Annotated in this window: 17 protein-coding genes; 6 read left to right on the top strand and 11 right to left on the bottom strand. The window is 70.3% G+C overall.

The window, feature by feature from the left end:
- Positions 1-19: 19 nt before the first annotated feature.
- From dxs to dut, 6 genes are all read right to left on the bottom strand, one after another.
- Positions 20-1,957, bottom strand: a complete 1,938-nt coding sequence (dxs, locus tag LLS1_RS09545; RefSeq protein ID WP_223356907.1) for a 1-deoxy-D-xylulose-5-phosphate synthase — start codon at positions 1,955-1,957, stop codon at positions 20-22.
- A 78-nt stretch (positions 1,958-2,035) separates the two neighbouring features.
- Positions 2,036-4,912, bottom strand: coding sequence for an aconitate hydratase AcnA (acnA, locus tag LLS1_RS09540; protein ID WP_374758258.1), 2,877 nt, complete (start codon positions 4,910-4,912; stop codon positions 2,036-2,038).
- 91 nt (positions 4,913-5,003) lie between these two features.
- The gene (locus LLS1_RS09535; protein WP_226655046.1) at positions 5,004-7,379 is read right to left on the bottom strand and encodes an HAD-IC family P-type ATPase; all 2,376 of its coding nucleotides are present in this window, start codon (positions 7,377-7,379) and stop codon (positions 5,004-5,006) included.
- 22 nt (positions 7,380-7,401) lie between these two features.
- On the bottom strand, positions 7,402-8,238 hold the full coding sequence (locus tag LLS1_RS09530; RefSeq protein WP_226655044.1) for a DUF3159 domain-containing protein: 837 nt from the start codon (positions 8,236-8,238) through the stop codon (positions 7,402-7,404).
- A 6-nt stretch (positions 8,239-8,244) separates the two neighbouring features.
- Positions 8,245-8,928 (bottom strand): DUF3710 domain-containing protein, encoded by a 684-nt coding sequence (locus tag LLS1_RS09525; RefSeq protein ID WP_226655043.1) that lies wholly within the window; start codon positions 8,926-8,928, stop codon positions 8,245-8,247.
- Entirely contained in the window at positions 8,925-9,383 is a 459-nt protein-coding gene (gene dut, locus LLS1_RS09520) for a dUTP diphosphatase (protein WP_223356917.1), read from the bottom strand. The genes LLS1_RS09525 and dut overlap by 4 nt, the downstream gene beginning before the upstream one ends.
- Before the next feature lie 39 nt (positions 9,384-9,422).
- On the opposite strand from dut, the gene LLS1_RS09515 reads away from it, so the two are divergent.
- Positions 9,423-9,869, top strand: a complete 447-nt coding sequence (locus tag LLS1_RS09515; protein ID WP_226655041.1) for a DUF3093 domain-containing protein — start codon at positions 9,423-9,425, stop codon at positions 9,867-9,869.
- A gap of 17 nt (positions 9,870-9,886) precedes the next feature.
- Here LLS1_RS09515 and LLS1_RS09510 read toward each other — a convergent pair whose 3' ends face one another.
- Complete coding sequence (locus LLS1_RS09510) at positions 9,887-10,180, bottom strand: DUF4193 domain-containing protein (RefSeq protein WP_039920738.1); 294 nt, start codon at positions 10,178-10,180, stop codon at positions 9,887-9,889.
- A 206-nt stretch (positions 10,181-10,386) separates the two neighbouring features.
- Here LLS1_RS09510 and sepH point away from each other — a divergent pair, with 206 nt between their 5' ends.
- Positions 10,387-11,502, top strand: coding sequence for a septation protein SepH (gene sepH, locus LLS1_RS09505; protein ID WP_226655039.1), 1,116 nt, complete (start codon positions 10,387-10,389; stop codon positions 11,500-11,502).
- 25 nt (positions 11,503-11,527) lie between these two features.
- On the opposite strand, the gene LLS1_RS09500 is transcribed toward sepH, so the two are convergent.
- A complete protein-coding gene (locus LLS1_RS09500; RefSeq protein WP_226655241.1) occupies positions 11,528-12,652 on the bottom strand; it encodes an alkaline phosphatase family protein in 1,125 nt (374 codons plus the stop codon).
- Positions 12,653-12,721: 69 nt separating this feature from the next.
- On the opposite strand from LLS1_RS09500, the gene LLS1_RS09495 reads away from it, so the two are divergent.
- Entirely contained in the window at positions 12,722-15,214 is a 2,493-nt protein-coding gene (locus LLS1_RS09495; RefSeq protein WP_226655037.1) for a DNA topoisomerase (ATP-hydrolyzing) subunit A, read from the top strand.
- A 102-nt stretch (positions 15,215-15,316) separates the two neighbouring features.
- On the opposite strand, the gene LLS1_RS09490 is transcribed toward LLS1_RS09495, so the two are convergent.
- On the bottom strand, positions 15,317-17,401 hold the full coding sequence (locus tag LLS1_RS09490; protein WP_223356925.1) for a type IIA DNA topoisomerase subunit B: 2,085 nt from the start codon (positions 17,399-17,401) through the stop codon (positions 15,317-15,319).
- A gap of 211 nt (positions 17,402-17,612) precedes the next feature.
- Between LLS1_RS09490 and LLS1_RS09485 the strand changes: the two genes are divergently transcribed.
- Genes LLS1_RS09485 through alr form a run of 3 tightly spaced genes read left to right on the top strand, consistent with a single transcriptional unit; the run spans position 17,613 to position 19,672 of the window.
- Positions 17,613-17,849, top strand: coding sequence for a hypothetical protein (locus tag LLS1_RS09485; RefSeq protein WP_025155638.1), 237 nt, complete (start codon positions 17,613-17,615; stop codon positions 17,847-17,849).
- A 36-nt stretch (positions 17,850-17,885) separates the two neighbouring features.
- The gene (locus LLS1_RS09480; RefSeq protein WP_226655035.1) at positions 17,886-18,599 is read left to right on the top strand and encodes an alanine racemase; all 714 of its coding nucleotides are present in this window, start codon (positions 17,886-17,888) and stop codon (positions 18,597-18,599) included.
- Positions 18,596-19,672, top strand: a complete 1,077-nt coding sequence (alr, locus tag LLS1_RS09475; RefSeq protein WP_226655033.1) for an alanine racemase — start codon at positions 18,596-18,598, stop codon at positions 19,670-19,672. Before LLS1_RS09480 ends, alr begins: the two co-directional genes overlap by 4 nt.
- On the opposite strand, the gene LLS1_RS09470 is transcribed toward alr, so the two are convergent.
- Complete coding sequence (locus LLS1_RS09470) at positions 19,669-20,385, bottom strand: type 1 glutamine amidotransferase (protein ID WP_226655031.1); 717 nt, start codon at positions 20,383-20,385, stop codon at positions 19,669-19,671. The two genes, alr and LLS1_RS09470, sit on opposite strands and share 4 nt — an antisense overlap.
- Entirely contained in the window at positions 20,382-21,656 is a 1,275-nt protein-coding gene (locus LLS1_RS09465) for a MurT ligase domain-containing protein (RefSeq protein WP_226655029.1), read from the bottom strand. Before LLS1_RS09465 ends, LLS1_RS09470 begins: the two co-directional genes overlap by 4 nt.
- Positions 21,657-21,658: the final 2 nt, after the last annotated feature.

The following is a 21,658-nucleotide window of genomic DNA, read 5'->3' as shown; positions in this document are numbered from 1 at the left end:
TCCAAGTCAACCCGGCGATCTACCCGTCCGCGTTGCGCCGGGTCAGCTCCTGCTCGGGCAACGGGCGTGCGATCGGGACGCGGCTGCCGAGCACCTGAGCCACGAGGTCGCGGGCGATCTTCTGGGCGGTCAGCCCGGCCTCGTCGAGGATCTCGTCACGGGTCGCGTGGTCGATGAACTCGTCGGGGAGGCCGAGCTCGTCGACCGCCGTGTCGATGCCGGCCTCGCGGAGGTCCTGGCGCACGCGGGTGCCGATGCCACCGACGCGGATGCCGTCCTCGATCGTGACGACGATGCGGTGCTCCGCGGCCAGCCCGAGCACGCTCTTCGGGACCGGGACGACCCAGCGCGGGTCGACGACCGTCGCGCCGATGCCCTGAGCGGCGAGGCCATCGGCGACCTTGAGTGCGAGATCCGCCATCGGGCCCACGGCGACCAGCAGGACGTCCTTGCGGTCGTCGTCGCGCAGGACGTCGACGCCGTCCTCCAGGCGGTGGACGGCCGGGATGTCGGCCTGAACGCTGCCCTTCGGGAACCGCAGCACCGTGGGGCCGTCGTCCACGGCCACCGCCTCGGCGAGCTCCTCGCGGAAGCGGGTGGCATCGCGCGGGGCGGCGAGGCGGATGCCGGGGACGACCTGCAGGATCGCGAGATCCCAGATTCCGTGGTGGCTCGGCCCGTCCGGACCGGTGACTCCGGCGCGGTCGAGCACGAACGTGACACCGGCCTTGTGCAGGGCGACGTCCATCAGCACCTGGTCGAAGGCACGGTTGATGAACGTCGCGTAGATCGCGACGACCGGGTGCAGGCCGCCGAAGGCGAGGCCCGCGGCGCTGGTGGCGGCGTGCTGCTCCGCGATGCCCACGTCGTGTACGCGGTCGGGGAAGCGCTCAGCGAATTTGTGCAGGCCCGTGGGCCGGAGCATGGCCGCGGTGATGCCGACGAGCTTCGGGTCCTTCTCGGCGAGCCGGACGATCTCGTCCGCGAAGACGCCCGTCCAGCTCGGCTTGCTGGAACTGTCGATCGGCTCCCCGGTCTCCGGATCGATCTGACCGACGGCGTGGAACTGGTCTGCGGCGTCGCGCAGAGCCGGCTCGTAGCCGCGCCCCTTCTGCGTGATCGCGTGCACGATGACGGGCGCGCCGTAGTTCTTCGCCTGCAGGAGGGCCTCCTGCATCGCCTGGATGTCGTGGCCGTGCACCGGTCCGATGTACTTGATGTCGAGGTTCGAGTAGAGCGCCTCGTTGTTCGAGAACCGGCTGAGGAAGCCGTGCAGGCCGCCGCGCACGCCGCGGTAGAACGAGCGGCCCGGGGCGCCGAGCTTGTCGAACGCGCGCTGGCTGGTCAGGTAGAGGCTCCGGTAGGCGCGCCGCGTGCGCACGGTGTTGAGGAACCGGGCCATGCCGCCGATCGTCGGCGCGTAGGAGCGGCCGTTGTCGTTGACGACGATGATCAGCTTGCGGCTGTTGTCGTCGGAGATGTTGTTGAGGGCCTCCCACGTCATCCCGCCGGTGAGGGCGCCGTCGCCGACGACGGCGATGACGTGCCGGTCGGTCTGCCCGGTCATCTCGAAGGCGCGCGAGATGCCGTCCGCCCAGGAGAGCGACGACGACGCGTGCGAGCTCTCGACGATGTCGTGCTCGGACTCCGACCGCTGCGGGTAGCCCGCGAGGCCGCCCTTCTGGCGCAGCTGGGAGAAGTCCTGACGACCGGTCAGGAGCTTGTGCACGTACGACTGGTGCCCGGTGTCGAAGACGATGGCGTCGCGCGGCGAGTCGAAGACGCGGTGGATCGCGATCGTGGTCTCGACCACGCCGAGATTGGGGCCGAGGTGCCCGCCTGTCTTCGCCACGTTCGCGACCAGGAAGGCCCGCACTTCAGCGGCCAGCTGGTCGAGCTCCCGGTCCGTGAGCCGATCGAGATCGCGCGGCTCGTGGATCGTTTCGAGGATGCTCATGGATTCGAGTGTAGGGCCGTGGAATCGAGAGGAGGCTCGGAACCGGCGATTCCGAGCCTCCCCTTGACAACGGTCTGGTTACACCAGGCTCCGGAGCACATACTGCAGGATGCCGCCGTTGCGGTAGTAGTCGGCCTCACCCGGGGTGTCGATGCGGACGACCGCGTCGAACTCGACCGTCTGCTTGCCCGCGGGCGATTCGGAGCTCGGCTCGGCCACGACGCGGACGGTCTTCGGGGTGCGGCCCTCGTTGAGCTCCTCCAGGCCCGAGATGGAGACGACCTCGGTGCCGTCGAGGCCGAGCGACGCCCAGCTCTCGCCGGCCGGGAACTGCAGCGGGACGACACCCATGCCGATGAGGTTCGAGCGGTGGATGCGCTCGAAGCTCTCGGTGATGACCGCGCGGACGCCCAGAAGGCTGGTGCCCTTCGCCGCCCAGTCGCGGGACGAGCCGGAGCCGTACTCCTTGCCGCCGAAGATCACGAGCGGGGTGCCCTGCGCCTGGTAGTTCTGCGACGCGTCATAGATGAACGACTGCGGGCCGCCCTCCTGGGTGAAGTCGCGGGTGTAGCCGCCCTCCACGCCGTCGAGGAGCTGGTTCTTCAGGCGGATGTTCGCGAACGTTCCGCGGATCATGACCTCGTGGTTGCCGCGGCGCGAGCCGTAGGAGTTGAAGTCCTTGCGGTCGATGCCGTGCTCGTCCAGGTAGCGGCCGGCCGGGCTGTCGGCCTTGATGTTGCCGGCGGGGCTGATGTGGTCGGTGGTGACCGAGTCGCCCAGCTTCGCGAGCACCCGGGCGCCGGAGATGTCCGACACCGGCGTGGTCTCGAGCGTCATGCCGTCGAAGTACGGGGGCTTGCGCACGTAGGTCGACTTCTCGTCCCACTCGAAGACCGAGCCGGTCGGAGTCGGGAGCGACTTCCAGCGCTCGTCGCCCTCGAACACGCTCGCGTACTCGTGGGTGAACATGCCCTCGTTGATGGAGGAGTCGATCGTCTCCTGCACCTCGGCGGCGTCCGGCCAGATGTCCTTGAGGAAGACGTCGTTGCCGTCCGCATCCTTGCCGAGGGCGTCGGTCTCGAAGTCGAAGTTCATCGACCCGGCGAGAGCGTACGCGATGACCAGCGGCGGGCTCGCCAGGTAGTTCATCTTGACGTCGGGGTTGATGCGGCCCTCGAAGTTGCGGTTGCCCGAGAGGACGGCGGTGACCGCGAGGTCGCTGTCGTTCACGGCCTGCGAGATCTCGTCGAGCAGCGGGCCCGAGTTGCCGATGCAGGTGGTGCAGCCGTAGCCGACCGTGTAGAAGCCGAGGGCCTCGAGGTCCTTGGTGAGACCGGCCTTCTCGTAGTAGTCGGTGACGACCTTCGATCCCGGTGCGAGCGTGGTCTTGACCCACGGCTTCGACTTCAAGCCCTTCTTCGCCGCGTTGCGGGCGAGGAGTCCGGCCGCGAGCATGACCGACGGGTTCGAGGTGTTGGTGCACGAGGTGATCGCCGCGATCGCGACCGCGCCGTGGTCGATCACGAAGCTGTCGCCGCCCTCGGCCAGCGTGACGGGCGTCGGGTTCGACGCCGTCTTCGGCGCGTGGCTGTGGTGCGAGTGCGAGTGGATGCTCTGGGCATCCTCCGGCTGCAGCTCTCCGGGGTCGGAGGCCGGGAACGACTCCGAGATCGTCAGGTCGACCAGATCGTGCGAGACGTCCGCGTAGTTGGTCAGGTCCTTCTCGAACTGGTCCTTCGCGTCGCTGAGCTCGATGCGGTCCTGCGGGCGCTTCGGGCCGGCGATCGAGGGGACGACCGTGGAGAGGTCGAGCTCGAGGTACTCGCTGAAGACCGGCTCGGTCTCCGGATCGTGCCACAGGCTCTGCGCCTTGGAGTACTCCTCGACGAGCTTCACCTGCTCCTCGCTGCGGCCGGTGAGGCGCAGGTAGTCGAGGGTCACATCGTCGATCGGGAACATGGCGGCGGTCGAGCCGAACTCGGGGCTCATGTTGCCGATGGTGGCGCGGTTCGCGAGGGGCACCTCGGCGACGCCCGCTCCGTAGAACTCGACGAACTTGCCGACGACACCGTGCTTGCGGAGCATCTCGGTGATCGTGAGCACGACGTCGGTCGCGGTCACGCCGGTCGGGATGGCGCCGCTCAGCTTGAAGCCGACCACCTTGGGGATGAGCATGGAGACGGGCTGGCCGAGCATCGCCGCCTCCGCCTCGATTCCGCCGACGCCCCAGCCGAGCACGCCCAGGCCGTTGACCATCGTGGTGTGCGAGTCGGTGCCGACGCAGGTGTCCGGGTAGGCGAGCAGCTCGCCGCCGACCTCGCGGGTCATGGTGACGCGGGCCAGGTACTCGATGTTCACCTGGTGCACGATGCCGGTTCCCGGCGGCACGACCTTGAAATCGTCGAACGCGGTCTGGCCCCAGCGGAGGAACTGGTAGCGTTCCCCGTTGCGCTCGTATTCGATGTCCGTGTTGCGCTCGAGCGCGTCCGCCTGCCCGAAGAGGTCGGCGATGACGGAGTGGTCGATGACCATCTCGGCCGGCGCGAGCGGGTTGATCTTCTTCGGGTCGCCGCCCAGCGCCGAGACGGCCTCGCGCATCGTGGCGAGGTCGACGATGCAGGGCACGCCGGTGAAGTCCTGCATGATGACGCGGGCCGGGGTGAACTGGATCTCCGTGTCCGGCTCGGCCGTGGGGTCCCACGAGCCGAGGGCGCGGATGTGGTCGGCGGTGATGTTGGCGCCGTCCTCGGTGCGGAGGAGGTTCTCCAGCAGCACCTTGAGGCTGAACGGCAGCTTCTCGTAGCCGTCGACGGTGTCGATCCGGAAGATCGTGTAGTCCTTGTCGCCGACGCTCAGGGTGCTCTTCGCACCGAAGCTGCCGAACGCGGAACCTGTAGTGGCTGACACGTTGCCCTCTCCTTCATCGGCAGGCGCTGTCACGCGAGCCGCATCCATCTTGGTTGTCCGTCGAAGCGTGTTTCCAGCAAGGTAAGCCTAAGTCGTCGGCGACCGGATTTATCTTGACGTCAAGATAAATCTACCACGTTCACTGCCGGTCGAAGACCAGGCCGCGCCCCCTGGCGAACCGGTAGAACAGCTCGATCCCCGCCGCTCCGACGGCACCGACCGCGATGCCCCACGCCAGTCCCCACGACAGGCTCAGGTGCATCTGGAAGAACTCGGCGGTGAACGGGATCGCGCACACCAGGACGAACGCTCCGGCGACCGCTCCGAGGAGCGCCCAGCGTGGGCCGCTCAAGGGCCGGGTGAGCACGCACAGGATCCAGAGCGACACGCAGAAGAGCGTGACCGTCGCGATGCTGCGCGCCTCGTGCAGCGGCAGCGTCCGATGGATGGGGGCGTACGCGACCACGGCCGCGAGTCCCGCGATCACGCCGGTCGGCACCGAGTACTTCAGTATGCGCGGCAGCACGCCGGGCGTGTAGATGCGCCGGTTGGGCGCCAGCGCAAGGAAGAACGACGGTATCCCGATCGCCAGCGACGACACCAGCGTCATCTGCCGCGGAAGGAACGGGAACGGCCACAGCAGCACCGCGCTGACGAGGGCGAGCAGGATGCCGTAGACGGTCTTCGCGAGGAAGATGTTCGACACCCGCTCGACGTTCGCGATGACACGGCGCCCGGAGGCCAGCACGCCCGGGAGACGGTCGAAGCGGTTGTCGAGGAGCACGAGTCGCGAAACAGCCTTCGTCGCGGCGGTCGCCGAGCCCATCGCGATCCCGAGGTTCGCGTCCTTGATCGCCATCGCGTCGTTCACACCGTCGCCCGTCATCGCGACCGTCCGCCCCTGCGCCCGCAGCAGGCCGACCGCGGTGCGCTTCTGCTCGGGGCTGACCCGCCCGAGCACGTTCGCGGTGCGCAGGGCGGTCTCCAGCTCCTCGTCCGTCGTGAGAGCGGACGCGTCCACTGCGGCGCCGTCGAGGCGCAGCTCACGTGCGATGGCGCCCACCGTCACCGGGTTGTCCCCCGACATCACGACCACGCGGACATCCTGCTCGGCGAAGTAGCCCAGCGTGTCGCGAGCCTCCGGCCGCAGCGTCTCCCCCAGGATCACCAGGCTCGCGGGCACGAGTGCGAGACCGGTGAGCGCGATCTGCGCGCCCTCGGGCAGCGCCGACGACGCCCGGGCGAGCGCCAGCGTCCGCCGACCGGTCGCGGCGATCTCCGTCGCGCGGGCGAGCTCGGCCGGGTGGTCCGCGAGGACGCGTTCCGGGGCGCCGAGCACCCAGGAGGTCTCCTCGCCGGCGATGCGGAGGACCACTCCGCTGTACTTGGTCGCCGAGCTGAACGGGACGCGCCGCACGACCGAGTAGGCGTCGCTCCGGAACCGGTCGGCGAGGATCCCCGCCGTCGCGTTCCCCGCGTCGTCGGCGCCGAACGCCGCGAGGGCGATCTCCGACTGCTCGTGGGGGACGATGTCGCCGAGGTGTATGGTCCCCTCGAGCTCCAGCTCGCCGCTCGTCAGGGTGCCCGTCTTGTCGAGGCAGAGCACGTCGACACGGGCGAGCACCTCCACGGCCGCCAGCTCCTGCACCAGCACCTTGCGGGAGGCGAGCTGGATGGCCGCCACGCCGAACGCGAGGCTGGTGAGGAGGACGAGCCCTTCCGGGATCATGCCGACCACGGCCGCGACCGCGTCGATCAGCGCCCGCCGCCAGCGCGCGTCGACGAACAGCTCGCCGAAGCCGCCGTACGCGAGAACACGACCGACGAGCGTGATGAGGATGATCGGGCCGAGGATCCACGACAGGTAGACCAGGATGCGGTTCGTCGCGTCGCGCAGCTCGGAGTGCACCAGCGAATGCCGCTTGATCTCGCTCGTGAGCTTGCTCGCGTACGAGTCGGCGCCTACGGCCGTGACGAGGGCGTAGCCGGTGCCGGTGACGACGTGCGAGCCCGACAGGAGCTGCGCGCCGTCGTCCTTGAACACGGGATCGGACTCGCCCGTCAGCAACGACTCGTCGAGCGCGAGGCCCGTGCTCTCCACCACGACGGCGTCCGCCGGGATCTGATCGCCTGGGCGCAGCACGAGCAGATCGTCGAGCACGACGTCCTCGAGGGGGACGGCGACCACCGCGCCGTCCCGGCGCACCCGGCTCTCCGGAGCGGCGAGCAGGGCGGCGCGGTCGAGCACGAGCTTGGCGCGCACCTCCTGCACGATCCCGATGAGGGCGTTGGCGACGACCACGCCGTAGAAGAAGCCGTCCCGCAGGTCGCCGAGCAGCAGCACCGCCACGAAGCAGACCGTGAGGATCCCGTTGAAGAGCGTGACGATGTTCTCGCGCAGGATGTCGCCGATCGAGCGGGAGCTCGTCTGACGCTGCGCGTTGTGTCGGCCGTCCGCGCGCCGTTCCGCCACCTGGGCCGCGCTCAGGCCGTCTCCCACGCGCGCGTCGGTCATGCGTCCCCCGGGGTGCCTCTGCCTAGGTGTCCGCCGGTGTGGGCGGGTTCTCCCGCGGCGGGTTCTTCTGCGAGGGGGTCGTGCCCTGCCGGGTCTGCTGCGGGAACTGCCCACGCACGACGAAGTAGGTCACCAGCAGGAGCGGCGCGTACAGCGGCACGCCCATCAGCAGCTTGGTGAGCGCCAGTGCGCTCGTCGCCTCCGGCGTGTGTGCCAGATAGAGCGGGACCTGCACCAGCAGCCGGGCTGCGAAGAGCAGGAACCAGAGGAAGGTGAGCGCCTGCATCACCCGGAACTTCGACTTCACCCCGCGCCACGCGAGGCCGTCGCCCATGAGGTACCCCGCCGCGAGGCCGATGAGCGGCCACCGCACCAGGATCGAGATCAGCAGCGCGGCGCCGTATGCGGCATTGGTCCAGATGCCGAGCAGGAAGTTGTCCTCGCCGCGACCGGTGATCAGCGCGAGGATCGCCGAGACGCCGACGCCGATCAGGCCGGCGATCGCCTGCGTGACGGGCGTCTTGCCGGCGATGCGGACGATGGTGAAGACGACCGCGACCAGCACGGAGGCGCCGATCGAGAGCGGCACGTTCTCGGTGAACGTGAAGAGGATGAGGAACACGAGCCCCGGCAGGATGGTCTCCGCCAGTCCGCGCACCCCGCCCAGCGCGCCGAGCAGCGCGGCGCCGGTGGGGGCCTCCCCTTCGGCGAGCTGGCCGAGACCCGACGTGCGCGCCGCGCGCGCGAGGCTCTCGCCGACGCTCGCCGCCACCTCGTCGCGCTGCGTCGCGTCGCCCGGCGTCGTCTCGTCGTTCGGGGTCTCGTCACGCGGGGTCCCCCGCGGGTCGTGCTCTGCCATGCGTTCCTAAAGAGAGGTGTAGCTGTTGTCCGTGCCGCCGGCCGACGGCGCGGCCGGCATCCGCAGCGGGATGAGGTCGCGCGGGGGCATCGGCACCGAGCCGCGGACGACCACGATGCTACGGAAGAGATCTTCGACGAGCGCGGCCGCCTCGGGCTGGATGGCCGCGTCCCCGGCGATCACACCGCGCAGGAACCAGCGGGGCCCGTCGACGCCGACGAAGCGCGCGACCCGGGTCTCGCCCGGCTTGCCCTGCGGGGCGGCAACCGGGATCTCGGCGATCAGCTCGGGCCCGAACACGCCGTCCCGCTCACTGATCCGGCCGCCCTGGCGCTGCACCTGATCCGCGATCTGGCCTCGGATCTCGTGCCAGAGCCCGCTGGAGCGGGGGGCGGCGAACGGCTGCACCTGGAGCGTCGATCCCGCGTAGTCCAAGCCGACCGCGACGACGCGCTGCGACTCCTCCTCCACCTCGAGACGCAGATGCAGTCCCTCGCGGGGCAGGATCTTCACGCCGCCCAGATCGACGTAGGGGCGGACCGGGTTGGCCTCGCTCTCGTCGAGCGGGCCCTCGGTCTCGCGGTCCTCCGGCGCCGACTTGGCGTCGTCGAGTGGCGCCTCCGGGGCGAGCTCGTCGGCGCCGGTCCCGGCCGACTCGTTCTTCTCCGGGGTGCCGCTGGTGTCGCTCAAGCGTGTTCTCCTGACTGGGTCACGGTGTATCCGGACGAGCCGAAGCCCGCGGTGCCGCGGTGGCTCTCCGGAAGGGTGTCGACGGGGATGAACCGGGCACGCGTGACCGGCATGACGATCAGCTGGGCGATCCGGTCGCCGACGGCGATATCGTACGGCATCGACCTGTCCGTATTGAGGACGGTCACCCGGATCTCGCCGCGGTACCCCGCGTCGACGGTGCCCGGGGAGTTGACGATCGTGATGCCGTGCTTCATGGCGAGCCCGCTCCGCGGCACCACGAAGGCCGCGTATCCGTCGGGGAGGGCGATCGAGACGCCGGTCGCGACCGTGTGCCGCTGCCCGGGTGCCAGCGTCACCGCCTCCGCCGCGCACAGGTCGGCTCCGGCGTCGCCCGGGTGGGCGTAGGCAGGGAGGGTCGCGGCGATGATCGGAACGTCGACGGATTCGGTCACGTGTCGAGGGTAGTGCAGAAGTCTGATCGAATAGAGACCATGGACCTCTACCGTGAGCGGCTCTGGGCGACCCCCTGGCTCTTCGTCTCCACCCTGCTGATCATCCCCGCGGTGATGCTCGTGTTCGCCCCGATCAACTTCACGGTCGGGGTCGTGCTGGCGATCGTGTTCTATGTCGCGATCGTCGTGGCTCTGCTCGTCTCCGCACCGACGCTGCGCGTGACGAAGGAGGAGCTGATCGCCGGACACGCGCGCATCCCACTGTCGCTCACGGGCGATCCGGTCGCCTTCACCGGCGACGCCGCCACGCTCGAGCGCGGCCAGCGGCTCGACGCGCGCGCCTGGCTGCTCATCCGCGGCTGGATCAAGCCGGTCGTCAAGGTCCCGGTCGCCGACCTCGACGACCCGACGCCGTACTGGCTCCTCTCAACAAGAAACCCGGACCAGCTGGTCCGGGTTCTCGAGGAGGCTCGACCCACGTCGTGAGTCGCGGGGCGCGTCGCTCAGGCGGCGCACTCCACGCAGATCGGCCCGAGCTTGCTCTCGTGGTCGATCTGCGAGCGATGCTTCACCAGGAAGCAGTTCACGCAGGTGAACTCGTCGGCCTGCGGAGGGAGCACCACGACATCGAGGTCGAGGTCCGACAGGTCGGCACCGGGGAGCTCGTAGCCGCCGGGGTTGTCGGCGTCCTCGACGTCGACAACGCCGGACATCTTGTCCGGAACTCGCTCCTTGAGGGCCTCGATCGACTCGGAGTCGTCCTCGGTCTTCCGCGGTGCGTCGTAATCCGTTGCCATGCCCATCCACTTCTCGTACGTAACGGCCGATTCTCGCAATCGGCGGCCATAGTTTGCATCAATCGCCAGGGAATAGCAAAACCACTCGGAAGCCTCTCAGCGATTGCGCAGGAGTCAACTTCCGGCACGCCCGGCGTATTCCCCGGATCACCCCCGTTCCCGTGCCATCCTGGCCCGGTACGCACGCGAGTTCGGAAGGCATCCACATGCAGGATTTGAAGGTCATCGGGGTCGAGAACGGTGCGATCGTCGCCGTCGGCGACGACGGTGAGCGATTCCGCATCGCCGTCGACGACGCCCTGCAGTCGAAGATCCGCCAGGTGCGGCAGCAGGCGTCCGCAGAGAACGTCAAGCTGTCGCCGCGCGAGGTCCAGGCCCACATCCGCTCCGGCATGTCCGCGGAGGACGTCTCCGCCGTGACGGGCGCCCCGCTGGAGTACGTGCAGCGTTTCGAGGGCCCGATCGTCGCGGAACGGGAGCACATCGTGGCGAGCGCTCTCAGCGTGCCCGTGCGGACCGCCGTCGAGGTCGATCCTCTGGGCGACCCCGACACGTTCGGCTCCGTCATCCGCGATCGTCTCGCCTCGCTGGGCGTCACGGGTGAGCGCTGGGCGAGCTGGAAGGACTCCGAGACCGGCTGGATCGTCAAGCTCGAGTTCACCGCCGACGAGATCGACCACGACGCGCGCTGGTCGTACGACGCGCGCAAGCACGGCCTCTCCCCCCTCAACTCGGAGGCGACGACGCTCTCCCAGGCCGGCGAGCTGCGCGGCGGCGCGCTGATCCCGCGGCTGCGGGCGGTACTGCCCGACGAGGGGGAGCCGGACACCTCGCGCTTCGACAGCGGCGCCTTCACCTTCCCGGAGCCCGTCGCCGACCTCCTCGGGCCGGAGATCACCACGCCGATCGAGCCCTTGACCACGGCGCGTGCCGGCGCCAGCAACTCCATCTCCGTCTCCGCCATCAACCGGGCCGACGACGAGACCCCGCGCGACCTGCACCAGACCGCCGACCTGCTGGAGGCGCTGCGCCGCCGCCGCGGTGAGCGCGAGGCCGCGACCTACGACGAGAAGCCGGAGACTCCCGCCTCCCCCGCCCCGCGACCGGAGGACGCCGCCCTGGTGTCGGCGCCCACGCCGTTCCGCATCGTGGACGAGGCGATCGGCGCGGTCGACCCCGCCTCCCCGATCGAGGAGTCCGCTCCGGTCGTGACCTCCACGGAGCAGAGCCCCGCCGGGGGCGGACGGCGCAAGGGCCGCGCCTCGATGCCGAGCTGGGACGAGATCGTCTTCGGCGCGCGCACGGACGACGACCTGGCCTGACCGGCCGACCACCCCGACGGCAGCGCTACCCGGCCGCTCCGAACCGCAGCAGCGGCACGCGGGTCTCGTCCGCGGTGAGCGAGCCGTGCTGGCCGACCATCCCACGGCCGGTGCGTGCCGTGTCGCGCGAGTCGTAGTAGGCGATGTGCTTGCGGGCGCCCACCAGGACGTCCCCGATGCGCGGGGCCACCGCGTCGTCGACGTGCGGGCCGAACCAGCCAGCTGCGACGGCTTCCGCGCGTGTCGCCACCCACGACCGCTCCCCCTCGACGGCGCGCCATCGCGCGGCGACGGCCGCAGCGTCCTCGCCTGATTCCGCGTAAAGGTGGAGGAACCGCGGCTCGCCGGCGACGGCCGCCACTCCCTCCAGCAGTTCGGGAGCGGTGTCGAACAGCACGTGACCGCTCTCGGGCACGTCGAGCACCCCGTGGTCGGCCGTCAGCAGGGCCGCGCTCCGCGGGCCGAGGCGGCGGGCGAATGCGGCCACCAGCGCGTCCAGCGTCTCCAGCGCCGCCGTCCAGTCCGGCGACTCCCATCCCTTCGCGTGCGCGAGCTGGTCGAGCTCGGCCACGTACAGATAGGTGATGCCCGGACCGGCGCCCGCGACCACCGACTCGGCGATCTCGAACCGGTCGGCCATGGTGCGGCCGCCGACGAACTCGGCTCCGCGCAGCACGGCAGCGGTGAAGCCCGAGTCGGCGTACTTGGGCAGGCCGATGGCACGGGCGGCGACGCCCTCCTCCGCCGCCCGCTCGAAGACGGTGCGTGAGCGCTGCCAGGTCGCGGGGTCCATCCGGTCGTCCCAGCCGCTCAGCTGGTTGGTGAGCCGGCCGGCATCGTCGCGCACCCGGTAGCCGACCATGCCGTGCTCCCCCGGCAGCGTTCCGGTCGTGAGCGTGGTGAGCGCGGCCGCGGTCGTGGTCGGGAAGCCGGCGTCGATCGTGGTCGTCCTGCCGAGCAGCGGGGCGACGGTACGGGCGTGCCCGGCGCGCGCACGCAGCGAGGAGGCGCCGAGGCCGTCGACGACGATCACCACGACGTGGTCCACGGCGGGGAGTCCCAGCTCGTTCTCCTCCCCCCGCACGGCGGCGAGCGAACTCGGGAGAACCGCGGCCAGGCTCGTCCTGGTGGTGAACGCGGCCGGTAGCATGGGGGACGACATCCGGCCCAGTCTGGCACACGCGGGCAGGACCCCTCCGCCCTTCCCGAGATTGCACGAATGACACCAGCAGACGACCAGGCTCCGGCCGGCATCACCGAACGCATCGAAGACGTCGACGTCACGACCGAGATGCAGGGCTCCTTCCTCGAGTACGCCTATTCGGTGATCTACTCCCGCGCTCTCCCTGACGCGCGCGACGGCCTCAAGCCGGTGCAGCGCCGCATCCTCTACATGATGACCGAGATGGGTCTGCGGCCCGACCGCGGTCACGTCAAGTCGGCGCGCGTGACCGGTGAGGTGATGGGGAAGCTGCACCCGCACGGCGACAGCGCCATCTACGACGCCCTCGTCCGCATGGCGCAGGACTTCACGCTGCGGGTGCCCCTCGTCGACGGGCACGGCAACTTCGGCTCCCTCGACGACGGACCCGCGGCCGCCCGGTACACCGAGGCGCGCCTCGCGGCCGCCGCCCTCGCACTCGCGGAGGACCTCGACGAGGACGTCGTCGACTTCGTGCCCAACTACGACGCGCAGCTCATGCAGCCGGACGTGCTGCCCGCCGCGTTCCCGAACCTCCTCGTGAACGGCGCCAGCGGCATCGCGGTCGGCATGGCGACCAACATGGCCCCGCACAACCTCATCGAGGTGGTCGGCGCCGCCCGTCACCTGCTCGACAACCCCGAGGCCACCCTCGACGACCTGATGGCCTACGTGCCCGGCCCCGACCTCCCGTGCGGCGGCACCATCGCCGGCCTCGCCGGTGTGCGCGACGCCTACGCGACCGGGCGCGGCAGCTTCCGGATGCGCGCCAAGGTCGCCGTCGAAGCGATCACCGCGCGCAAGAGCGGCCTCGTCGTCACCGAGCTCCCCTACATGGTGGGGCCGGAGAAGGTGATCGAGAAGATCAAGGACGGCGTCAACGCGAAGAAGCTGAACGGCATCTCGGACGTCACCGACCTCAGCGACCGCCAGAACGGCCTCCGCCTGGTCATCGGCATCAAGACCGGGTTCAGCCCGGACGCCGTGCTCGAGCAGCTCTACCGGCACACTCCGCTCGAAGAGGGCTTCTCGATCAACAACGTCGCGCTCGTCGAAGGCGGCCCGCAGACGCTCGGCCTCCGGGACCTGCTCTCCGTCTATCTGGACCACCGTGTGCGTGTCGTCACACGCCGCTCCGAGTTCCGGCTCGCGCGCCGCAAGGAGCGTCTGCACCTCGTCGAGGGCCTCCTCATCGCGATCCTCGACATCGACGAGGTCATCCAGGTCATCCGCACGTCGGACGACACCGAACAGGCCCGCACGCGCCTCATGCAGGTGTTCGACCTCAGCACGCTCCAGGCCGACTACATCCTCGAGCTGCGGCTGCGACGCCTCACCCGCTTCTCGCGCATCGAGCTCGAGACCGAGCGCGACCAGCTGCGCGCCGAGATCGCCGAGCTGGAGGAGATCCTCGCCAGCCGAGCGCGCATCAACGCCCTGGTCTCCGACGAGCTGGAGCAGGTCGCGGCGAAGTTCGGAACGCCGCGCCGCACTCTCCTCACCGAGGCCAAGCCGTCCATCGCCGGCGTCTCCGGGCGCGGCAAGGCCGGCCAGGTGCAGCTCGAGGTCGCCGACGTGCCGTGCCGTGTGTTCCTGTCGACGACCGGACGCATCCTGCGGGTGGACGAACCGCCCGCGACCGACGGCGTCGAGCCCGGGGCGCTGGGCCGCATCCAGGCGCCCGCGCGCCGCAGCAAGCACGACGCGATCCTCTCGCAGCTGGACACCACGAGTCGCTCCGAGGTCGGGGCCGTCACGAACACCGGCCGGCTCATCCGCTTCTCCCCCGTCGATCTGCCCGCGGCGCCGCTCAACTCGATCCAGCTCGGCGCCGGCGTCAAGGTCGGCGACTACCTCGCGCTCGCCGACAAGAAAGAGCGCATCCTCGCGATCGTCTCGCTGGACGCGCCGCGCACCATCGCGCTCGGCACCCGCCAGGGCGTCGTGAAGCGTGTCGTCGCGGGCGACTGGGCCAACAAGCCAGAGTTCGAGATCATCGCGCTCAAACCCGGTGACGAAGTCGTCGGCGCCCTGCAGGTCGACGACTCGGACGAGCTCGTCTTCGTGACGAGCGACGCACAGCTCCTGCGCTTCCCGGCCTCCTCGGTGCGCCCCCAGGGCCGCGCAGCAGGCGGCATGGCCGGCATCAACCTCGGCGACGGCGCCCGCGTCCTCTCCTTCGGCGCCGTCCCGGCGGACGAGAAGGAGGCCGCCGTGGTCGTCACGATCGCGACCGGGGCGCAGACGCTCCCCGGCACGGACCCGGGCAGCGGCAAGGTGAGCGATCTGGCCGAGTTCCCGGCGAAAGGCCGGGCCACCGGCGGCGTGCGCGCCCAGCGCTTCCTCAAGGGCGAGAGCGAGCTCGCGGTGGCCTGGGTCGGCCGAGGGCCCGCCCTCGCGGTCGCCCCGGACGGCGTCGCACGCGCACTGCCGGAGGGCGGCTCGCGCCGCGACGCATCGGGTACGCCCCTCGACATGGTCGTCGGCTCGATCGGCCGCCAGATCGGCTGAGCGGGCCGCACAGACACCGCAGCGGGGTCGCATCCTGCCGCTTCCGGCCTCCCGGAACGGCGGACTGCGACCCCGCTGTCGTGCGCGCGGCCGACGGATCGGCTAGGCGTCGATGCGCGCGCGGCTGAGGTCGTCGGCCCCTGCGATGATGAACTCCTTGCGCGGAGCCACCTCGTTGCCCATGAGCAGCTCGAAGACGCGCGACGCGGCCTCCGCGTCGGGGACGCGCACGCGACGCAGGGTGCGGTGGGTCCGGTCCATCGTCGTCGTCGCCAGCTGGTCGGCATCCATCTCGCCCAGACCCTTGTAGCGCTGGATGGGCTCCTGGTGCTTCTTGCCGCGCTTCGCCAGGTCGGCGAGGACCGCGTTCAGCTCCGCCTCCGAGTAGGTGTAGATCGTCTCGTTCGGCTTGGACCCGGGGTTCTGCACGATCACCCGATGCAGAGGAGGCACGGCGGCGAACACGCGCCCCTCCTCGATCATCGGCCGCATGTACCGGAAGAACAGCGTCAGCAGCAGGGTGCGGATGTGCGCACCGTCGACATCCGCGTCGCTCATGATGATGACCTTGCCGTAGCGGGCGGACGGCAGGTCGAAGCTGCGACCGGAGCCCGCGCCGATGACCTGGATGATCGCGGCGCACTCGGCGTTCGAGAGCATGTCGGACACGGAGGCCTTCTGCACGTTCAGGATCTTGCCGCGGATCGGCAGCAGCGCCTGGTACTCGCTGTCGCGCGCGCGCCGCGCCGTCCCGAGGGCCGAGTCGCCCTCCACGATGAAGAGCTCGCTGTTGGCGACATCGCTCGATCGGCAGTCGACCAGCTTGGCCGGCAGCGACGAGGTCTCCAGCGCGTTCTTGCGGCGCTGCGTCTCCTTGTGGGCGCGTGCCGAGATCCGCGACTTCATCTCGGCGACGACCTTGTCGAGCACGAGGGCCGCCTGCGCCTTGTCGTCCCGCTTGGTGGACGTGAACCGCTCGGTCAGGGTCTTCTGCACCACCTGGGCCACGATGTTGCGCACAGCCGGCGTGCCGAGCACCTCTTTGGTCTGCCCCTCGAACTGCGGTTCGGGCAGTCGGACGGTGAGCACAGCGGTCAGACCGGCGAGCACGTCGTCCTTGTCGAGCTTGTCGGTGCCGACCTTGAGGCGGCGGGCGTTCTGCTCGACCTGCGCGCGGAGGAACTTGAGGAGCCCCTGGTCGAAGCCGGTCTGGTGGCTGCCGCCCTTGGGCGTCGCGATGATGTTGACGAAGCTGCGCATGACGGTCTCGTAGCCGGTGCCCCAGCGGAGCGCGATGTCGACCTCGCAGCTGCGGGTCAGCTCGGTGGGGACCATCGCCCCGCTCTCCGAGAGCACGGGGACCGTCTCGGTGAAGCTGCCCTCGCCGGTGAGCCGCCAGGTGTCGGTGATCGGTGAGTCCGGGGAGAGGAAGTCCACGAACTCCGAGATGCCGCCCTCGTACTGGAAGGTGGTGCGCTCGCCCTCGGGGCTGCGCTTGTCGTCGATGGTGATCGCGAGTCCCGGCACGAGGAACGCGGTCTGGCGTGCGCGCCCGACCAGATCCTCCACCGAGAACGTCGCGCCCTTCGTGAAGATCTGCCGATCGGCCCAGTAGCGGATGCGGGTGCCGGTCTTCGCCTTGGCGACCTTGCCGACGACGCGCAGTTCGCTGCCGCTGACGAACGGCGAGAACGCCGCGTCCGGACTGGCGCCGTCCTTCCCGTCGGCGAACACACCCGGCTCGCCGCGGTGGAACGACATGGCCCAGGTCTTGCCGTCGCGGTCGACCTCCACATCGAGCCGCTCGGACAGCGCGTTGACGACCGACGCGCCGACGCCGTGCAGCCCGCCCGACGCGGCGTACGATCCGGTGCCGAACTTGCCGCCGGCGTGCAGCTTGGTGAAGACGACCTCCACGCCGGTCAGGCCCGTCTTGGGCTCGACGTCGACAGGGATGCCGCGCGCCGTGTCGCGCACCTCCACGCTGCCGTCCGGGTGCAGCACGACGTCGATGGCGCTGCCGTGCCCCGCCAGCGCCTCGTCGACGGAGTTGTCGATGATCTCCCAGAGGCAGTGCATGAGCCCGCGCGAATCGGTCGAGCCGATGTACATGCCGGGACGCTTCCGGACGGCCTCCAGCCCCTCCAGCACCGAGAGATGCCTGGCCGAATAGTCTGAGCTCGCCACGAGTGCTCCTTGCGTTCCGGGTCCGCCCGGAGGATGCGGGCGTGCTGCATCCCCAGCGTAGACAACGCCGCGGACACCCTCCGCCACCGACACCCGACGGCGCGGATGCTTCGCGTTGAGCGAAATAGCAGCCAATGCGCGACGGATTGGCGCCCGGGCGTGGTTCTATAGAGGTACCGAGTTCACCGGTTGCGACTGAAAGGAGCATCACATGTCGACGATCACTTCGGAGAATGATGCGGTTGACGAGCTCGCTTCGGGTCCGCAACTGACTGCTGCGGACCGTTGCGACAGCTGCGGAGCACAGGCCTATATCCGCGTCGTCGTGAACAACGGGGAGCTCCTCTTCTGCGCCCACCACGGCAAGAAGCACCAGGAGAAGCTGTCCGAGATCGCGCACAGCTGGCACGACGAGAGCGCCCGCCTGTTCGAAGAGCAGCGCGCGTAACGCGATCGCGTCGCGACCCGCGAGGCTGACCGGACGATGACCGCAGGGCACGGCGTGCACAGGCGCGCCACCATCGACCTGTCCGTCGTCCGCTCGACCGCAGCGGGCCTCACCGCATCGCTCCACGACTCCACCGCCGATCTCCGCGCCGACGCGTACGGACACGGGCTCATCCCCGTCGCCCGTGCGCTGTCGGAGGCGGGGGTCGGCGGTTTCGTCGTCTCCCGCGTCGAGGATGCGGCGGCTCTGGCCGACGATGGCGTCGCGGCGCGCGTCACCGTCGGCGGACCGCCACCGGACGCGCCGTCGCTGCTCGGTCCCGAGCTCTTCGGCCTCGAGCCCCGCATCCCTGCGCCGCCGGCCATGCGTCTCGAGGGAGAGATCATCGCCGTGAAGCGCGTCGCGGCCGACCGGGGCGTCTCCTACGGCTACACCTACCGGACCTCCCGCCCCTCGACGCTCGTGTTGGTGGCCCTCGGCTACGCGGACGGCGTCCTCCGCCTCGCCTCGAACAAGGCGCCGGTCCAGGTCGGTGCCACACGCGGCCGGGTGACCGGCCGGATCGCGATGGACCAGTTCGTCGTCGACATCGGCGATGGCGCCGCTTCCCCCGGTGACCCTGTCGTGCTCTTCGGCGATCCGGCGGCCGGCGAACCGGGCGTTCTCGACTGGTCCGACGCGATCGGCGTGTCCGCCGCCGTGATCACAAGCCGGCTGGGCCGGCGTATCGAGAGGCTCTACCGCGCATGACGATCGTCGACGCCATCGCCGAGCCGTTGCCACGCGCGGTCATCGATCTCGCGGCCCTCCGGCGCAACGTCTCCCACCTGGCATCCATCGCCGCTCCGGCGGAGGTCATGCTCGCCGTCAAGGCCGACGCGTACGGACACGGCTTGCTGCCGATCGCGGAGGCGGGACTCGAGGCCGGGGCCACCTCACTCGCCGTTCTCGAGGTCCCCGCCGGGCTGGTCCTCCGGCGGGCGGGAGTCACCGCTCCCCTGCTCGCCTGGCTGCACGGCCAGGACACGGACTGGCGCGCGGCGATCGAGAACGACATCGAGCTGGGGGTCTCCGCGGTCTGGCAGCTCGAAGGGATCGCCGCCGCGGGCGCCGACCGGCCGGCCGTCGTCCATCTCAAGGTCGACACCGGCCTGAGCCGCAACGGCGCGACGCGCGAGGACTGGCCGGCGCTCGTCGACACCGCGCTCGCGCTGCAGGACCGCGGCTTCCTGCGCGTCCGCGCCGCGTGGTCGCACCTCGCGGACGCCTCCCTCGAAGAGGACCGGCGGGCGCTCGGAGAGTTCCACGAGGCCGTCGCCGAGGCGGAGGCGCGCGGTGCCGTGTTCGAGATCCTCCACCTGGCTGCGAGCTCCGCGGGAATCCGGATGCCGGAAGCACGCTTCGACCTCGTGCGGTTCGGTATCGCCGCCTACGGATTCTCCCCCTTCGATGACGCCACCGGCGCCGAGCTCGGGCTCGTCCCCGTGATGCGCCTCGAGGCCCCCGTCACCGACATCCACGTCGGCGGCACCACACGAGTACGCATCGGCATCGGCTTCGGCGACGGTGTCCCGACGCTGGGGATCGCAAAGTCGTCCGTGCAGCTGGCCGGCCGCCGATGCCCGGTGATCGAGGTCGCCGCGGACTCGATGCTGGTCGACGCGGGCGACGCGCGCGTGTGCGTCGGCGACACCGCCGTCCTGTTCGGGCCCGGCGACCACGGCGAGGCCACCGCGGAGACCTGGGCCGACTGGGCCGAGACGATCGCCGACGAGATGATCACGGGAGTCGCCGCGCGCGTCCCCCGGGTGTACGTCGGCTAGAGCGAGACGCCCAGCCGCTCGGCGATGGCGCGCCGCGCGTTCGTCGCGTAGCGGTCCACCCGCTCCGTCTGCGGGACCGGTGGCAGTTCGCCCCGCAGTGCCGTCGCGAGCAGGAGATCCGCCAGCGCGGGGTTCATCGGGAGGACCGGACCGTGCAGGTGCGTGCCGATCGCCGCGCCGACGGTCACGCCTTCGAGGGAACCGTCGTTCCCCGTCCCACTGAGCACGCGGCCCAGCGGTTCGCCGCCCTCGAGCTCGGTCCGCGCCGAGTGGTTCTCGAATCCGGCCAGCGTCCCGGTCTCCGCCGTGCGCACGACGATCTCGCCGACGTGGCGGGCACTGCCGAGCACGGCGCGGCTCGGGAACACTCCGGCGCCGGCGAGCGTCTCGCCGTCCGGAGTGACCAGCTCGCGGCCGAGCAGCTGCCAACCGCCGGACACGGCGAGGATCGGCACGCCGGCATCGCGCCAGTCGCGCAGGCGGCCCGCGATGTTCACCACGTCCGCGTGGACCGCGCGCTGTGCGGAGAGCGGTCCGGAGCCGATGTGCACGATGTCCACGCTCGCGGGCAGATCGGCTCCGGGCGCGTGCGTGACGACCTCGGTCTCGACGCCGCGCCAGCGGGCGCGTTCGGCGAGGGCGAGCACATTGCCGGCGTCGCCGTTGATCCCCAGCTCGCGCGGGTACAGGTGCAGGATGCGCAGCACGCTCACCGCTCGCCGCCTTCCAGGTCGAGGAATCCGAGCTGCTTGCGGATCAGCATCATCTGCTCGTAGTTGACGATCATGGTCTTGGTGCCGTGCGCGGGCTTCGGGAGGGCGAGGAAGGCCGCGAGAGCCGGCTTCAGCTCGGGCACCACCTGGTGCACCGGGATGCCCGCGTACGCGAACCGGGTGGCGAACTGCCACGCCTTGGTTCCCGAGACGACGTCGACCTGCTCCAGCTTCGAGAGGTCGATGTCGTACACCCACGACGGGTCCGGTGTGCCCTCGTCGACCGCGACGAACACCTGCTCCGGGGACGCCGCGAGATAGTCGAGGTTGAGCTGCAGGCTCGGCGGGTTCTTCATCATGATGATCTCGATGTCCTCGTCACCGACCCGCAAGGTCTCCCCGCGCCCGTAGACGGTGCGGAGCGAGGCCATCGCCGCGACGACCGCCGTCGACCGGAACCGGTCGCCGAGCAGCCGTCGCGCCAGCGCCGTGGCGCCGGCGGCGTCGACAGCGTAATGCAGCCCGCGCGCCGGAAGCCCGATGCGGACGTTCTCCCCGCCGATCGTGAGCTGGGCGCTCTGCGTCTCGAGGGCCGAGACGAACACCGCGGGCACAGGCAGGGCGCCGGCGGCGACCCCGCTGAGGTCTTTCACGTTCGCGAGGCCGTTGGGCGCGGCCTCGATGATCGACGGCGCGACGGCGAATGTCGAGACGTCGCGGCCGCCGGCGGCGAGGTCGGCCCCGATGCGCGACAGACTGTCGTCGTCGGCGTTCACCACCACGAACTCGGACGAGGTCTCGGCGATGGACCGCAGCATCCCCACGACGCGCGTGGGCTCGAAGAAGCGGTTGAGCTGGTCGATCTGCACGTTGAGCAGCAGCGAACCCCGTGGCTTCAGCAGTGTGGCGAGATCGACGCCGTAGGCCTCGTCGACCTCGATCACACCGACGTCTCCGCGCACATAGCCGTCGAGCGGAACGTCCGCGAGCAACGCCGAGGCGATGCCCTGCGGGAGGTTGCCGCCGGACGGATTCGTGAACACCTCGAGACCGTGCTCGCGCAGGATCGCCGTGAGCATGTTGGTGGTCGTCGACTTGCCGTTGGAGCCGGAGACGAAGACCACGCCGAGCGGCAGCCGGCTGACAGCGCGCTCCAGGAACTTCGGTGCGATCGCGAGCGCGACCCGGCCGGGCACCGCCGACCCCCCGCCGCGCAGGCGCAGGAGCCAGCGGGCGAGGCGGCCGGCGACGACCGCCAAACGATAGCGCACCG

It is taken from the genome of Leifsonia sp. LS1, assembly GCF_020521355.1.
Classification (GTDB): domain Bacteria; phylum Actinomycetota; class Actinomycetes; order Actinomycetales; family Microbacteriaceae; genus Leifsonia.
Note: the sequence above shows the minus strand (reverse complement) of the source record. Positions and strands in the feature narration are given on the sequence as shown.